Here is a 13,398-nt window from a genome sequence, read left to right on the forward strand (position 1 = left end):
GTCGAGACTCTCCGTGAACGATGTGGCGTCGTGATCGGCGTTGCGATCAGTTCCCCATCGTTCGCATCAGCCGTTGCGGCAAAGCTGCGCGATCCGTTCGAATTTTAGAAATTTGTCTCGATCAGCTGTATCCCGCGGCCGTCGGATCGGTAGGAGTTTACGGATCGGCAGCAAATGATACGGGCGCCGTATTTCTACGGACAGCCCCACGCGGCGTCTACTTCGCCTCCGCAATCAGCTCCTGCAGCCTCACAAGCTCCTGCTCCAGGTTGGCCTCGACATCCGCCGTCCTCACCTCGGTGACGCGATAATCCCTGCTTTCCAGCCAGGCCCGCCGTTGCGCGCGGTCGGCGACCACGCCCTCGCTCTCATCGTCGCCGACCAGCTCGATGGCGAGGCGGTGGATGAAGGAGACGAAGTCGGGGATGTGGCGGCCGACCGGGGTCTGGCGCTTGAACTGACCGGCGAAGCGGCGGTCGCGCGACAGCGCGTGCCACAGCGCGCGCTCGGCATCGGTCGGGTTGCGGCGGAGCAGCCGCGCCAGCCCGCGGAGCGAGCCGCGCGAATCCGGCAGGTTGGCGACCGTGCCCTGCTCGGCGATCAGGGCCCGCAGCCGGCTCGCCTGGGCGCTGTCGAGCACGCCGCCCTTGGCTGGCCCCTTGCGTCCCTCGGCGATCGCCATGACGACGCCGTGCAGGGTGTGCATGTCCTGCCTGCTCGGCTCCATGCGGAGGAAGATGTTGCGCAGATTGACCAGCATGGTCTCGCGCTTCTCGGCCGGGCGCAGGAATTCGACCCGGTCGAGCTCGCGGACCAGGTTCTCGAAGAACGCCTCCAGCTGCTCCTGGGTGGCGCGCTCGGAGCGCTCGGGCATCGTGAACGGCAGCGCGCCCGAGGTCACCAGCTTGAACCATTCATAGCCCATCAGCAGCACCGCCTGGGCGAGGTTCAGCGAGGCGAAGCCCGGATTGACCGGATAGGTGATGATGCGGTTGGCGCGCGCCACCTCCTCGTTGGTCAGCCCCGCCCGTTCGCGGCCGAACAGGATGCCGGCCCTGCCACCTGACGCGATCTGGCCCTGCATCTCCTTCGCCGCCGCCTCCGGCGCCATCACCGGCTTGGCCTGGTCGTGGGAGCGCGCCGTCGTTGCGAACACCAGATCGAGGTCGGCGATCGCCTCCGGCAGCGTCTCGAACAGCCGGACGTGATCGATGATGTGGTCGGCCCCGGCCGCCGCCCGGGTGGCTGCGATGTTCGGCCAACCGTCGCGCGGGTTGACGAGGCGCAGCTCCGACAACGCAAAATTGCCCATCGCGCGCGCGGCCATGCCGATGTTCTCGCCGAGCTGCGGCTCGACGAGGATCACCACCGGTCCCGCGATCTCCACACCCGTCTTGGTCTTGTCGGTGCCCGACACGATCGGCCCTCAACTTCCATGTCACCTGAAGGCGCGCCCGTGCACCCCTCGCCCGCTCCGTTGGCCCGGCTGGCGAGAATTCTCAAGCAAAATAATCGGCTTAAGCTCGAATTTTGCAGTTTGCGCGAAACTGCAGCCGACCGGCGGCGGGGCAATGCCCACCGCATGAGCGGGCTGCGAAAATCAGCACCGTGAGCCTACCGGGTGCGCTTCCGCACGCGGTGCAGCAGTGCTATGACGCGCTTGATTTCACAAGCGCTTTCCATTCCTGGCGCGCTGTTCCCAAGAAGGCCCCATCGATCATGGCAAAAATCAAGGTGACCAACCCGGTCGTCGAGCTCGACGGCGACGAGATGACCCGGATCATCTGGCAGTACATCAAGGACAAGCTGATCAACCCGTTCCTTGACATCGATCTGCAATATTTCGACCTGGGGATGGAGAGCCGCGACAAGACCAACGACCAGATCACGATCGATGCCGCCAACGCGATCAAGAAGGTCGGCGTCGGCGTGAAGTGCGCCACCATCACCCCCGACGAAGCCCGGGTGAAGGAGTTCGGCCTCAAGGAGATGTGGAAGTCGCCGAACGGCACCATCCGCAACATCCTCGGCGGCGTCGTGTTCCGCGAGCCGATCATCTGCAAGAACGTGCCGCGCCTTGTCCCCGGCTGGACCAAGCCGATCATCATCGGCCGCCACGCCTATGGCGACCAGTACCGCGCCACCGACTTCAAGTTCCCCGGCAAGGGCGTGCTGACGATGAAGTTCGTCGGCGACGACGGCACCGTGATCGAGAAGGAAGTCTTCAAGGCGCCCGGCCCGGGCATCGCCATGGAGATGTACAACCTCGACGAGTCGATCTACGACTTCGCCCGCGCCTCGCTCAACATGGGCCTCTCCAAGAACTATTCGGTCTATCTCTCGACCAAGAACACCATCCTCAAGGTCTATGACGGCCGCTTCAAGGACATCTTCCAGGAGGTGTACGAGAAGGAGTTCAAGGACAAGTTCGAAGCCAAGAAGATCACCTACGAGCACCGCCTGATCGACGACATGGTCGCCGCGGCGCTGAAGTGGTCGGGCGGCTACGTCTGGGCCTGTAAGAACTATGACGGCGACGTGCAGTCCGACACCGTGGCCCAGGGCTACGGCTCGCTCGGCCTGATGACCTCGGTCTTGATGACCCCGGACGGTCAGACCATGGAGGCCGAGGCCGCCCACGGCACGGTGACCCGCCACTTCCGCGAGCACCAGAAGGGCAAGGAGACCTCGACCAACTCGATCGCCTCGATCTTCGCCTGGACCCGCGGCCTGTCGCACCGCGCCAAGCTCGACAACAATGCCGAGCTGGCCAAGTTCGCCGCCGCCCTGGAGAAGGTCTGCGTCGACACCGTCGAGGCCGGCTACATGACCAAGGACCTCGCGCTCCTGGTCGGCGCCGACCAGCGCTGGCTGTCGACCACCGGCTTCCTCGACAAGATCGCCGAGAACCTGACCAAGGCGATGGCGGCGTAAGTTTCCCCACTTCCGCCTTTCGCATTCGTCACCTATCAACGGGCCACGCCACCAGCGTGGCCCGTTTTGTTTTCCGCTGTGACCGAGGACCTGACCATGCGCGTGATCTCGAGTTTGTCGCTGTTGCTGCTGCTGGGCGCCCTGACCATCCAAGCCGATGCCGCCGAAACCACTATCCCCGATGCCCTGGTGGCGGCCGGTGAGAAGCCGGTGCTGACGCTGCATGCCGAAGGTGCGCAGGTCTACGAGTGCAAGGCAGCCGCGGACGGCAAGCTCGCCTGGGCGTTCCGCGAGCCGATCGCAACCCTGTTCACGGACGGCAAGACCGTCGGCCGCCACTACGCCGGGCCGAACTGGGAGCACCAGGACGGCTCGATCGTCGGCGGCCGCGTGCAGGGCACGGCGATCGGCGCCACCGACAACGACATCCCCTGGCTGAAGCTTGCCGTCGTCTCCCACCGCGGCGGCCAGGGCGTGCTGTCCGACGTCACCACGGTGCAGCGGATCAACACCGCAGGCGGCAAGCTCGAGGGGGCATGCGAGACCGCGGGGCAGTTTCGCAGTGTGGCCTACGCGGCGGATTATGTGTTCCTGAAGAAGGAGTGACCTGGACAACCGGATACGAGGTGGCGAGGCATGGAGAACGAGCCGAACTCGCCCTTGGCAGACTGGCCGCGACCGCAATTCGCTGCCGGTGGCAACAATCCCTTCCTGTTTTATGTGCTCTTCGGCAGTGTCGATTTCGCGCAGCCGCTGTCTCGCACTGCCTACCGGACGGAAGGGATCCCCGAGGGAGTCGAGCTCATGGGCTACAGCCCGACCGTTCATCCTGAAGTCGTCAGCGGCTTTCGGAGCGGCTTCCTCTGGGACAGTTTAACAATCACAGACTCCGAGCTCGCGGCACAGATTGCGGCGCAGGATTCCTGTCTCGTCATTCGAGGCGAGGTCGACGATCCGCCGACGCTGAACTACTTCCGCGACGTCATTGGTCTGCTGACTTTCTGCCTGGATGCCGGTGGCGTCGCCATTTACGACCCACAGATGTTCAAATGGTGGCGTCCGTCGGAGTGGCGCGCGCGAGCGTTCGATGGCGGCCAGTCGGCGCTGCATGAGCACGTCGTCACGCTGGTCTCCGAGGATGCCGATGGCACCGAATGGCATCATACGCGCGGCCTGCGCAAGTTCGGACGCCCGGACATCAGCGTGCACCGGGTCCGCGCGGAGCATCGCACGTCCATTGTCGAGCTCATCAATCGCTTCATCGAGTTGCTCGCTTCTGGCGGACGGGTCCCTGACGGTCAGGAAATCCGGATGCACGCCTTGCCGGCCGGCACGACCTGCTGGCGCAAGGGCAGCAGCGACGATCCCGATTTCAACAACGAGCACATCGAGATCGTTTGGCCCGACAGCCAGGTCGGCCACCCCTGAGCCCATCCGCGCCGGTTGTGTCCGACGCCCAGATCATGCCGCAAAGCCGAAAGGCGCCGGCGGTCGTCTGAGAATCGAAATTGATCTCATTTCCGCCTTCGCTATCGCCAACGATCTGCGGGCTGCGCCATTGGCGTGGCCCGTTTTCGTTTTGCCGCCGTCGGAGAGCCAGCCGTGCGTCCGATCCCGATTCTGTCGCTGTTGTTGCCGGGCGCCCTGCCACGGGGCGGCCAGGCCGTCGCGCCCGCCAATCGAATCTGGATATTGCCAACCCGGGAGGCCGGGGCTCGGCAGGCGTCGGAGCCAGGCGGATGAACGCTCCCCTCCCCCTCATCGACTGGCCCCGCCCCTACTTCGCCGCCGGAGGCAGGAATCCCTGCCTGATGTATATCGTCTATGGCTGGGTGGACATCGATCGGCCGCTGTCCCGAAGCATCTATCGTTCGCGCGGCGTCCCTGAGGGCTTCGACCTGCTGGCCTTCGGGCCGGAAGCCAATCCCACGGTGGTCACGCGCTTCCGGACCGGCCATGCCTGGACCAGGCTCACCACCGAGGACCCCGATCTGGCGGCGGTCGTCGCGGCACAGGACTTCTGCCTCGTCATCAGAGGCGAGGTGAGCGATCCCCCGACATTGGGCTATCTTCGCGACATGGTTGGCCTGCTGACCTTCTGCCTCGATGCCGGCGGGGTCGCGATCTACGACCCGCTGATCCTGAAATGGTGGACGCCTGCGGAATGGCGCGCGCGCATTTTCAACGTCGGCCATTGCGCGCCACGGCAGCACGTCATCACCCTGATCTCACAGGACGCCGACGGCACCGAGTGGATCCATACCAGGGGTATGCGCAAGTTCGGCCGTCCGGACCTCAGCATCCACCGGGTCCGCGCCGAGCACCGGGACGCCGTCTTCGACCTCATCAACCGCTTCATCGACCTGCTTGCGTTGGGCGGATTGGTGCCGGATGGCCAGGACATCCGGATGAACACGCTGCCGGACGGCATGACCTGCTGGCGCAGAGGCGCCGACGACGATCCGAATTTCAACAACGAGCACATCGAGATCCTGTGGCCTGGCGCGCAGCCGGCCTGAGCCTGCCGCAGGCGGCCCCGCGGCATCGTCGCGGCTGGCGAAGCCGTCAGAGCCCCAGCCGGTCGCGCACCCGGCCGGCGATCACGGCGCTGGTCACGGCGACGGGCCAGAGGGCATGCAGCGGGATCGGCGTGATGCCGGTGACGGGCATGTCGATGTCAGCCTTCGTGCCGCCGATCAGACGACGCGCCAATTGCGGGCCCATTGCGGTCGACAGCGCCACACCGCGACCGTTGCAGCCGAGCGAGATCAGCACGCTTTCGGCCGGCTCATGGACATGCGGATAATGGTCCTTGGTGATGGCGAGCCGGCTGTTCCAGCCATGGGTCCAGGCCACGCCCTTGAGCTGCGGCCACAGCCGTTCGGCATAGCGCATCAGATAAGCGACATCGCCGGGTGAATTGATCCAGCGCATCGGGCCGCGGCCGCCCATCAGCAGGCGGTTGTTCTGGTCGATGCGGTAGTAGACGGTGATGTGGCTGCTCTCATAGAGCACCGAACGCGTCGGCATGATCGCGCGCGCGACCTCGTCCGGCAGCGGCGCGGTGGCTGCGATCGAGGAGAACACCGGGATCACGGTCTGGCGCAGCGCCGGCCAGAGATCGTCCGTGAAGCCGTTGGTGGCGATCAGTACCTTGTCGGCGTGGACGACGGCACGTGGTGTTTCGATGCGCCAGCGCAGCCCATCACGGCGCAGCGACAGCGCCGGGGTCTCGCCGTGAACGGCGGCGCCCGCCGAGATCGCGGCGCGCGCCAGCCCGCGCGCGTAGTTCAGCGGATGCAGGTCGCCGCCGCGTGCGTCGAACATGGCGCAGACATAGCGGTCGCTGCCGGTGACCTCGCGCAGCCTGTCGCGATCGTACAGCTCGACCGGCATGCCGCGGCGGATGCACTGCTCGGCGGTGCGCGCGATACCTGCGGCGCTGGCGGGATGATAGGCGGCGCGCAGCGTACCCTGCTGCCGCGCCTCGCACGGGATCTGGTAACGGCGGATCAGGTCGTGGGTGAAGTTCGTGGTGCCGTAGGCGAAGTCGATCATGCGGCGGCCGAGCTCGACGCCGAAATCGGCCTCGATCTGATCGGGGTCATGCTTCAGGCCGGGATTGGTGTGGCCGCCATTGTTGCCGGAGGCGCCCCAGCCCGGCTCCTGCGCCTCGAGCACCACGCAGTCGGTGCCCTGCTCCGCCAGATGCAGCGCCGTCGACAGGCCGGTGAAGCCGCCGCCGATGATCGCGACCGAGACGCTGCGGTCGGTGTCGAGCGGCGGGGTGGCCGCCGGCGCGACGGCCGTCACGGCGTAGACCGACGGCGGCAGCGGAAGGCGATCGGACGTGGTCATGGCGGTCTCGCTTGCATCACAGCGGATGCAGCACGCGGCGCAGGAAATCCTGCGTACGCGGGTGCTGCGGTTGATTGAGCACGGTCTTTGCGGGTCCCTGCTCGACGATGACGCCGCCATCGATGAACAGCACGCGGTCGGCGACCTCGCGGGCAAAGCCGATCTCGTGGGTGACGACGACCATCGTCATGCCGTCATCGGCGAGCTTGCGCATCACGCCGAGCACGTCGCCGACCAGCTCGGGATCGAGCGCCGAGGTCGGCTCGTCGAACAGGATCGCCTTGGGCTGCATCGCGAGCGCGCGCGCAATTGCGACGCGCTGCTGCTGGCCGCCCGAGAGCTGCGGCGGATGCACATCGGCCTTGTCGGAGAGCCCGACCTGGGCGAGCAGCGCGCGGCCACGCTCCAGCGCTGCCGTGCGCTGCTCCTTCTTCACGTAGAGCGGGCCTTCGACGACGTTGTCGAGCGCGGTGCGGTGCGGAAACAGGTTGAAGCGCTGGAACACCATCGAGACCTGGGTGCGGATCGACACGATCGACGGCGCATCGCGGTCGACGCGCAGGCCCTCGACGCTGATCGTGCCGCGATCGTAGCTCTCCAGCCCGTTGATACAGCGCAGGATCGTCGACTTGCCGGAGCCGGAGGGACCGATGATGCAGACCACCTCGCCCTTCTCGACCGACGCCGTGATGCCCTTGAGCACCTCGACCTTGCCAAAACTCTTGTGGACGTCCGACAGCTCGATCATCGCTTGGCCGCCCGCTTCTCGAAGTGGCGGACCAGGAGGATCAGCGGCACGCTCATGGTGAGATACATCAGCGCCACCAGCGTGAAGACGCTGGAGTTCTTGAAGGTCGACGACGCGATCAGCTTGCCCTGCAGCGCCAGCTCGGCGACCGTGATGGTCGAGGCCTGCGAGGAATCCTTCAGCATCATGATCATGACGTTGCCATAGGGCGGCAGCACGATGCGCACCGCCTGCGGCAGCACCACGCGGCGCATCGTCATCCACCAGCCCATGCCGATCGACTGCGCCGCCTCGATCTGGCCCTTGTCGATCGCCTCGATGCCGGCGCGGAAGTTCTCGGCCTGATAGGCCGAATAGGCGATGCCGAGCCCAAGAATGGCGGCCTGCAGCGCCGACAAGGTGACGCCGAGATCGGGCATCACGAAGTAGAGATAGAACAGCAGCACGATGATCGGAATGCCGCGGATCACGTTGATCAGGCCGGCGCTCGTGCTCGACAGGGCGCGGATGCCGGAGACCCGCATCATCGCCCAGACCAGCCCGAGCACGGTCGACAGCAGCAGTGATCCCAAGGTGACGACGATCGTCAGCACCACGCCGTTGAGCAGGATCGGAAAGAACTCGACGGCGTCGTTCCAGAACCTGCTCATCGCCCGGTCAGCCCTTCAGGCCCCATTTGTCGAGGATCTTGTCGACGGTGCCGTTCGTCTTCAGCTTGGCTAGCGATGCGTTGATCTTGCCGAGCAGCTCGGCCTCGCCCTTGCGCACGCCGATGCCGACCGAGCCGACGGTGACGGGCTTGTAGCTGCTGACGAGCCGTGCCTCCGGGAAGCTGCCTTGCTTGAGATTGTAGGCCAGGATCGGATAGTCGGCGAAGCCGGCCTTGAGGCGACCCGTGTTCACGTCGCGCAGGATGTCGGGAATGGTGTCGTAGGCCTTCACGTCCGAGAACAGGCCGGACTTCTTCAGCGCATCGACGAAGGCGGTGCCGACCTGGGCGCCGACCACCTCGCCCTTGAGATCCTCCTGCGAGGCATAGGCCTTGGTGTCGGTCTTGGGTACGATCAGGCCCTCACCATAGGTGTAGATCGGATCGGAGAAATCGACCACCTCCTTGCGCGGCGGAGTGATGAACATCGCCGCCGCGATGATGTCGATCTTGCTCGACGTCAAGGACGGGATCAGCGTCGAGAATTGCATCGGCTCGATCTGGACGTTGAAGCCGGCGTCCTTGCCGACCTCGGTGATGAGATCGACCATCACGCCCTGGATCTGGTTGGTCTTGGTGTCGAGGAAGGTGAAGGGAATGCCGGTCGGCGTCGAACCGACCTTGAGCACCTGCTGCGCCGACACCGGCGCGACGGCAGCCAGCGCGAGCGTCGCCACCGCGGCCTGGACAAAACGCTTCAACGACATCGCATCCCCCTGTTGGATTCGAGCTCTCGCGGCGCGTCTCGTCAGTCGCGATGGCAGCCGTTGCAGGCCGCGCCGTTTCAGCCTATTTTCACCAATATGAAATTTTGGACATACTTTGCCGGATCATGCAAGCGGTTTTCATGCACATGAAGGAAGCGGTCTGACGTGAGCGGCAGCAAGAGATTGCGCACACCCCGCGCATCCAAGCCTGCGGGGAAAGCCAAGGCGCCATCCCGCTCTGCCACCAAGGCGGCCGAGCCGCCGGTGGATGTCGCCGTCGGCCGTCGCATCCGCGATCTCAGGCGCATCAGGCGATTGTCGCTCGAAACCGTCTCGGCCAGGACGTCGCTGTCGATCGGCTTTCTCAGCCAGATCGAACGCGGCCTGTCCTCACCGTCGCTGCGCGTGGTGGCGACGCTTGCCGACGTGCTCGGCGTCGGCATCGCGGCGCTGTTCGGCTCCAGCCCGGGCGGCGATGCCGCCGCAGATTCCGTGGTGACGCGCGCGCCGCAGCGACCGGAGCTCAAGCTCTGGCGCACCGGCATCTCCAAGCAGCTGCTCAGCGCCGCCGGTGGCGACAACAAGCTGAATCTGTTCCTGGTGCATCTCGAGCCCGGCGGCTCGACCGGCGACGAGCTGTACACGCATGACGGCGAGGAAGCCGGTCTCGTGCTCGAAGGCGAGATGATGCTGACGGTAGATGCCGAGACCTGGTCGCTCAAGCAAGGCGACAGCTTCCGCTTTGCCAGCCGAAGGCCGCACCGCTTCTCCAATCCAGCCGGCGACGCCAAGGCCGTCGTGCTCTGGGTGAACTGCGTGACGTGAGTGCCCTCACGCCGCGCGATCATCCCAGCAGCATCAGCCCGACCAAGAACGCGACCGGATGCGGCGGCTATCGCCCCGATGCGCGCACGAGACCATCGACGATGCCGGAGCCCTCATCGACGAGTTGCTGAGCGCTCATCCATACATCCCGCCCCGCGATCTTCTTCCGCAAGCCGGCAAGCCAGACCACGCTGACGCCGCGAAGGCCCATGTCGTGACGGAACATCTCGTCGGTGACCTTGGTCTTGACGAGCGTCGACAACACCGCTTCCTCGGCGGCGCCGATCTCCCGGCGCTTCAGCTCATCCCGCGCATTGCTGTTCAGGCTGGCCTCGTGAAACATGAAGTTGGCTTCGGGGTCAGCCATGCGCCTGGCGCCGGCGAGGAAGATCGGCACACACATCGAGGCGCAGACCCCCGCTCTTTCGACGAGCGTGTCGACCGTTCGATCGCGTCCGCGGATCACGGCGACGACGTCGCGGCCATGCTGGATCGAGCCACCCGGCGAATTCAGCAGCAGCACCAGCCGGCGCGGGTCGGCCCGATAGCGATCCAGCGCCGCGCCGACGCGCTCGCTCATCGGCGGCTCCACCGGTCCGCTCCAGCCGAGCACGATGCGGTCAGGCTCTTCCTTGACCGACAGGATCTGCCGGGACGCGACGTCGCCCGAGCCGGACGGCAATTGGAAGGAACCCCAGAACAGCAGGACGCCGCAGATGATGCCAAGTAGTTTCAACAGGGGCACGGTGGCCTACACAATCCAAGCAGGAGCGAACCTGCACCGCGTTGTCAGGAATTGACCGTCTTCCAGAAGGTGAGCGCCGCAGCTGCAGTCATCAGGGCCAGGATGACCGTCCCGAAGACGAATGTCAGCGTCCGGTTCCAGAGCTTCGTTTCCACCGCGTAGGAGATCGAGACCGCCGCGCGATCGGCCGTCGAGCGCACCGGCACGATCGCCTCCCCGCCGCCGCCCGCGAACAGCATGAAGAAATCGACCTTAATCGGCGCTCGATCAGGCTGGGCAACGGAGACGATGGTGGCGGTGCAGTTGGTAATCACGAAGTTCGTTCGCTTGCATTTTCCCTCCGTCGCCCGCAGATCGTAGGCTGGTTGCCAGGTGCCAGCCAGGTGCCGATCGCGCCGGAGATCCGGGCCGTAGCTCGTGAGAAATCCATAGAGGAACGCGCCGCAGACCAGCGTGGCGATGGCCCAGCGGATCGGACCGCCCTTGACTGGACGGTCCTCGGTCGCGACGTCGGTTCTTGTAGTCGCCATCTCGGCACTGAAAGTCTGCGCCGAGGCGCCAACACCGGACTGGCGTTTGCCGAACGTCATTGTGGTCTCTCCTGACACCAACGCGTTCGCTACCTAAGGGTGAATCTTATAAGAACTCTCTAAAGCCCGTCGACGAATTATCTCGATATTGATACATCGCGAGCACACGCAAGAATTGCGCCCCCTGATCGGCACGCTTCGCGGCCTCGGCGCGTGCATCTCACGCCTCGCGATAGTCCAGCAGGATCATCCCGACCAGCACGAAGGCCACTGGCCACACCCAGGCCGCCGCGCGGCTGATGCGGCCGTCCATACGCAGCTCGAGCCAGCGCGCCCAGCCGGCGGTGATGCCGCACAAGGCCAGCGGCGTGTGGCTCATCTCGATCAGCAGCTGATCCTTGATGTTGGCGATCGCGTGCGAATGCGTCATCAGCAGCGCGCCGCCGGCGGCGACCGTCAGCGGAAACACCAGCGCCGCGCGCCCCGCCTGCTGGCCGCGCAGCCGCACCCGCCACTCGAACAGGCCGAACAGGATGATCAGCACCACGAACAGCCGGTGCTGCGCCACTTCGGGATCGCGCAAGGAGGCCCAGAAGCCGATCGGACCGAGCGGCCAGGCCATCTCGTCGGCGCGCAGGAACAGGAACGCCGCCATCACCAGGAACAGCAGCGGCCAGTGCCGCGCGAAGCCGCCCCAGGAGAAGCGCTCGATCAGCGCGAGCACGCCGATCAGCACGACGAAGATGCCGGCCCAATGGTGGTTGTATTCCGACCAGGCGATATCAGCGGCGCTGCGCAGCAGGATCACGCCCTCGCCCGGCACATAGGCCGGCGGCGCGGTCACGCGCTGCGCATCGGCGGCGTCGATCCTGGCCTGGAGCTGCGAGACCGTCAGCTGGTCGACGGAGGGGCTGGTCAGCCGCGGCCATTGCGGCGCGGCGCGCGCGACGATCTCGTGCCAGCTCAGCCGGTCCTGGCTGAGATCGATGCCGGGCGGCAGCGAGGTCAGCGATCCCGCTGTCAGCAGCACCGTGAGCCCGATGCCGAGCTCGACCTCGACGAAGCGCTTCATCCGCGACAGCGGCGCTGCAGGATCGCCGCGGCGCAGCCGCTCCACGGCAAAATAGTTGCCGGCGCCGAGCGCGAGCAGCATCAGCAGCATCGCCACCTTGGCCGAGGTCATCACGCCATAGGCGGTGCCATAGACGGCCTCGAACGAGCCGAGATAGACGACCGCCATCACCGTGCCGCCCGTGACGATCGCCGCGACCGAAGCCATCGACATCAGCGAATAGCGCCGGCCGATGCTGCGCTGGTCGTCGGCGGTCTTGCAGCCGTTCAGCGCGATCAGGAAATACGGCAGGCCGCCGATCCACACGCCGGCACCGAGCATGTGCAGGAAGTCGGCTGCCAGCAGCGGCCAGCGCAGCTCGAGCCGGCTCGCGGCATGCGTGAGATTGAGCTGGATCGTCAGCGCAAGGCCTGATAGCGCGACCAGTGCCGCGACGCGCCAGGTCGTCCACGTGCCCGTGCGGGCCAGCAGCGCGATGCCGAGCGCGCAAGCGGCGACGGCCAGGCCCGCGTGCGCAAAGTCGGCGCCTGCGGCCTCGCGCAGCGGCAGGTCGAGCGTACCGGTCAGCGCGGCCATGTTGACGGCGAGCGCGGCGATGATGGCCGCGCCCCAGGCGAGCGCGCTCCGGCGCAAGACCAGCTGGCTCCGCTTCCCGACCACGATGGCGTCGGCGGACAGCTCGCCCTGCAGCGGACGCAGCAGCAGCAGCTGAAACGCCAGTCCGCCGATGGTGAAGGACTGCGCGAGCAGGGTGAGCCCGCGCAGCACCACCGAGAGGTAACCGAAAATGTCGAGGAACAGCGCCATGTCCGCTCAACGCACGTTGAACGGGATGTCGCCGCGGGTGATGTGGCCGTCGACGCTGAGCACCTGCCATTGCAGGTGCCACGTCCCCGGACCGAGCACCCGGGCCTGCGCATCGAGCTCATCCGACGGCGCGCCCCCAGCCGGGCTCAGCGCCTGCTCGGCACCGTCAGGCGCGCGCAGCTTGAGGCGCGAGCGGGCATGATCGATCCGGCTGTTGAAGCGCAGCCGGATCGCGGTGGCCTGCTGGTCGATGGTGGCGCCCGCGGCAGGCTGCGACGAGACGATGACGGCATGGGCGGAGGCGACGCCGGGAACGGCGAGCAAAAGCGCGACGAACAGCGGCAGCGGGCGAAGGAAACGAGACGGCATGGGTTCGATCAGTCAGGGCTGACGGGGCACGGCATCGTGCGGGAGAGCTACGTCCGAAAAGAACGGCACGGTTCTAATCTACGGCGCGCCGGCG

At 66.1% G+C, this 13,398-nt stretch carries 14 protein-coding genes; 5 read left to right on the plus strand and 9 right to left on the minus strand.

Translation table 11 applies throughout. From position 1 onward, the window contains the following. Positions 1–217: 217 nt before the first annotated feature. Positions 218–1,417 carry a TrmJ/YjtD family RNA methyltransferase gene (locus ACQR07_RS04135; protein ID WP_434901087.1) on the minus strand — a complete coding sequence of 400 codons (1,200 nt, stop codon included), beginning with the start codon at positions 1,415–1,417 and terminating at the stop codon, positions 218–220. Between the two features lie 302 nt (positions 1,418–1,719). Here ACQR07_RS04135 and ACQR07_RS04140 point away from each other — a divergent pair, with 302 nt between their 5' ends. The 4 genes from ACQR07_RS04140 (at position 1,720) to ACQR07_RS04155 (ending at position 5,453) form a co-directional block, all read left to right on the plus strand. Then, positions 1,720–2,934, plus strand: coding sequence for an NADP-dependent isocitrate dehydrogenase (locus ACQR07_RS04140; protein WP_434864931.1), 1,215 nt, complete (start codon positions 1,720–1,722; stop codon positions 2,932–2,934). A 96-nt stretch (positions 2,935–3,030) separates the two neighbouring features. After that, positions 3,031–3,540: a DUF3455 domain-containing protein gene (locus ACQR07_RS04145; RefSeq protein WP_434901088.1), complete on the plus strand. Its 510-nt coding sequence runs from the start codon at positions 3,031–3,033 to the stop codon at positions 3,538–3,540. 30 nt (positions 3,541–3,570) lie between these two features. Then, complete coding sequence (locus ACQR07_RS04150; protein WP_434901089.1) at positions 3,571–4,362, plus strand: hypothetical protein; 792 nt, start codon at positions 3,571–3,573, stop codon at positions 4,360–4,362. A 311-nt stretch (positions 4,363–4,673) separates the two neighbouring features. After that, the gene (locus ACQR07_RS04155; RefSeq protein WP_434901090.1) at positions 4,674–5,453 is read left to right on the plus strand and encodes a hypothetical protein; all 780 of its coding nucleotides are present in this window, start codon (positions 4,674–4,676) and stop codon (positions 5,451–5,453) included. A gap of 46 nt (positions 5,454–5,499) precedes the next feature. Here ACQR07_RS04155 and ACQR07_RS04160 read toward each other — a convergent pair whose 3' ends face one another. From ACQR07_RS04160 to ACQR07_RS04175, 4 genes are read right to left on the minus strand one after another with little or no spacing between them, the layout of a single operon-like run. After that, positions 5,500–6,792, minus strand: coding sequence for an NAD(P)/FAD-dependent oxidoreductase (locus ACQR07_RS04160; protein ID WP_434901091.1), 1,293 nt, complete (start codon positions 6,790–6,792; stop codon positions 5,500–5,502). Positions 6,793–6,808: 16 nt separating this feature from the next. Beyond that, complete coding sequence (locus ACQR07_RS04165) at positions 6,809–7,540, minus strand: amino acid ABC transporter ATP-binding protein (RefSeq protein WP_434901092.1); 732 nt, start codon at positions 7,538–7,540, stop codon at positions 6,809–6,811. Next, the gene (locus tag ACQR07_RS04170; protein ID WP_434901093.1) at positions 7,537–8,190 is read right to left on the minus strand and encodes an amino acid ABC transporter permease; all 654 of its coding nucleotides are present in this window, start codon (positions 8,188–8,190) and stop codon (positions 7,537–7,539) included. The genes ACQR07_RS04165 and ACQR07_RS04170 overlap by 4 nt, the downstream gene beginning before the upstream one ends. 7 nt (positions 8,191–8,197) lie before the next feature. After that, a complete protein-coding gene (locus ACQR07_RS04175) occupies positions 8,198–8,956 on the minus strand; it encodes an ABC transporter substrate-binding protein (RefSeq protein WP_434901094.1) in 759 nt (252 codons plus the stop codon). Between the two features lie 165 nt (positions 8,957–9,121). Here ACQR07_RS04175 and ACQR07_RS04180 point away from each other — a divergent pair, with 165 nt between their 5' ends. Further along, a complete protein-coding gene (locus ACQR07_RS04180; protein WP_434901095.1) occupies positions 9,122–9,781 on the plus strand; it encodes a helix-turn-helix domain-containing protein in 660 nt (219 codons plus the stop codon). Between the two features lie 67 nt (positions 9,782–9,848). Here the strand turns inward: ACQR07_RS04180 and ACQR07_RS04185 are convergent, their stop codons facing one another. From ACQR07_RS04185 to ACQR07_RS04200, 4 genes are all read right to left on the minus strand, one after another. Further along, positions 9,849–10,526 carry an ATP-dependent Clp protease proteolytic subunit gene (locus ACQR07_RS04185; protein WP_434901096.1) on the minus strand — a complete coding sequence of 226 codons (678 nt, stop codon included), beginning with the start codon at positions 10,524–10,526 and terminating at the stop codon, positions 9,849–9,851. A gap of 44 nt (positions 10,527–10,570) precedes the next feature. After that, complete coding sequence (locus ACQR07_RS04190; RefSeq protein ID WP_434901097.1) at positions 10,571–11,116, minus strand: hypothetical protein; 546 nt, start codon at positions 11,114–11,116, stop codon at positions 10,571–10,573. 160 nt (positions 11,117–11,276) lie between these two features. Continuing rightward, positions 11,277–12,935 carry a copper resistance D family protein gene (locus ACQR07_RS04195; protein WP_434901098.1) on the minus strand — a complete coding sequence of 553 codons (1,659 nt, stop codon included), beginning with the start codon at positions 12,933–12,935 and terminating at the stop codon, positions 11,277–11,279. Positions 12,936–12,941: 6 nt separating this feature from the next. Next, positions 12,942–13,304 carry a copper resistance CopC family protein gene (locus tag ACQR07_RS04200; RefSeq protein ID WP_434901099.1) on the minus strand — a complete coding sequence of 121 codons (363 nt, stop codon included), beginning with the start codon at positions 13,302–13,304 and terminating at the stop codon, positions 12,942–12,944. Positions 13,305–13,398 lie beyond the last annotated feature (94 nt).

The organism is Bradyrhizobium sp. HKCCYLS20291 (assembly GCF_051167715.1).
Classification (GTDB): Bacteria; Pseudomonadota; Alphaproteobacteria; order Rhizobiales; family Xanthobacteraceae; genus Bradyrhizobium.